At 71.5% G+C, this 1,624-nt stretch carries 2 protein-coding genes; both read right to left on the bottom strand.

The annotated features are described in order from the left end of the window. On the bottom strand, window positions 1-657 hold a 657-nt coding region (locus GUY60_RS37475), incomplete at its 3' end, for an MFS transporter (protein ID WP_161705963.1). Window positions 658-680: 23 nt separating this feature from the next. Then, window positions 681-1,580 (bottom strand): metallophosphoesterase family protein, encoded by a 900-nt coding sequence (locus tag GUY60_RS37470; RefSeq protein WP_376771367.1) that lies wholly within the window; start codon window positions 1,578-1,580, stop codon window positions 681-683. Window positions 1,581-1,624: the final 44 nt, after the last annotated feature.

Below are 1,624 nucleotides of genomic sequence, written 5' to 3'. Positions count from 1 at the left end.
CGGCAGCGCGTCCCGGCCCGGCACGAAGGCGATCAGCAGGAGCACCCCGAGCAGCCCGCAGCAGAAGCTGACGACGAACACCGCGTCGTAGGCGTCGGCCGTGGCCCACAGCAGCGCGAACGCGGCGAGCGGGCCGAGCAGGGCGCCCGTGGTGTCCATGGCGCGGTGCACTCCGAAGGCCCGCCCGAGGTGCTCGGGCGGGCTGGACAGCGAGATCAGGGCGTCGCGCGGGGCGGTGCGCACCCCTTTGCCGATCCGGTCGGCGGCGAGCGCCGCACCGATCCCCGCGGTGGCGCCGCCCGCGAGCAGCAGGCCGATACGGGAGAGCGCGGACAGGGCGTAGCCGCTTCCGGCGACGAGTTTGTGGCGGCCGCCGCGGTCGGCGGCGCGCCCGCCCGCGAGCCGCACCAGCGCGGTGACCGCGTTGTAGAGGCCGTCGAGGAAGCCGAACTGCAGGGGGGACAGGCCGAGTTGGAGCACGAAGTACAGCGGCAGGACGGCCGTGACCATCTCCGATGAGATGTCGGTGACCAGGCTGACCGCGCCGAGCGCGAGGACGGGCCCGGCGACGCGGCCGCGCCGGGCGGCGGAACCGCCCCGCCCTGCGACCGCGTCCGTGGGGGCGCCCGTGGGGGCGTCCGTGGTGGCGAGATACATGTGCGCGCCGGTACGTACGCGGGTCAGCGGCAGTCGTACGACGGACTGGTGTCCGCGGCCTGGCCGTCGCTGCCGATCAGCTCCCAGGAGAAGCCGGCGTCGGCGAAGTTCAGCTTGACCACGCCGAAGGTGCCGGTGAGCTGCTTCTCGCTGTTGGGCTGCACCTCCTCGATCTTGTACGGGTTGGCGCCGCCCGTACCCGCGAGGATCTCGACCATGCCGTCCGGGTCGGCGTTGCCGTCGGCGTCCTGCGGCGCGAACCGCTCGTAGTGGTGGTCGTGGCCGTTGAGGACCAGTTCGGCGCCGGCCTCGTCGAGGATCTTCCAGACGGGCCGGCCGACCGGGTCGTTGCCGTGCTCGCCGGAGGAGTACAGCGGGTGGTGCCAGTAAGCGGCCACGCACTTCTTGGTGTTGGCGGCGAGGTCGGCCTTCAGCCAGTCGATCTGCGCGGAGTCGTCGAAGCTGTTGGAGTCGAGGGCGACGAAGTGCCAGTTGTCCTGGTCGTAGCTGTAGTAGCTCTTGCCGTCGGGGTAGGCGATGTCACCGAAGTAGGCCTTGTACCCGGCGAGCGGCCCTTCCGGGTCGTACGTCTCGTGGTTGCCCGGCACGGGACGCGTCTTGTCCTTGAACGCGCCCCAGGTGGTGTCGTAGTAGTCCTCGAAGTCCTGGAGCCGCGCGTCGTCGTACTGGTTGTCGCCCATCGTCATCACGAAGGACGGGTTGATCTTCTCCACCTGGGCGGCGGTCTTGGGGTGTTCGCACGAGCTGTCGTCCGCGGTGCACTGCTCGGCGATATCCCCGACGGCCACCGCCGTGAACCCGGCCCGCACCTGCCGCTCGGTCGGCGCGGCCCCGGCCGATCCCGGCGACCAGAACACCGCCCCACCGACCACGGCGAGCGCGGCACCGGCCGCGGCGGGAATGCTGAACTTCGGGTTCCGTACGAGGGAGTTGCGGGGGTTGCGGG

This window comes from Streptomyces boluensis (genome assembly GCF_009908195.1).
Lineage (GTDB): Bacteria > Actinomycetota > Actinomycetes > Streptomycetales > Streptomycetaceae > Streptomyces > Streptomyces boluensis.
Note: the sequence above shows the minus strand (reverse complement) of the source record. Positions and strands in the feature narration are given on the sequence as shown.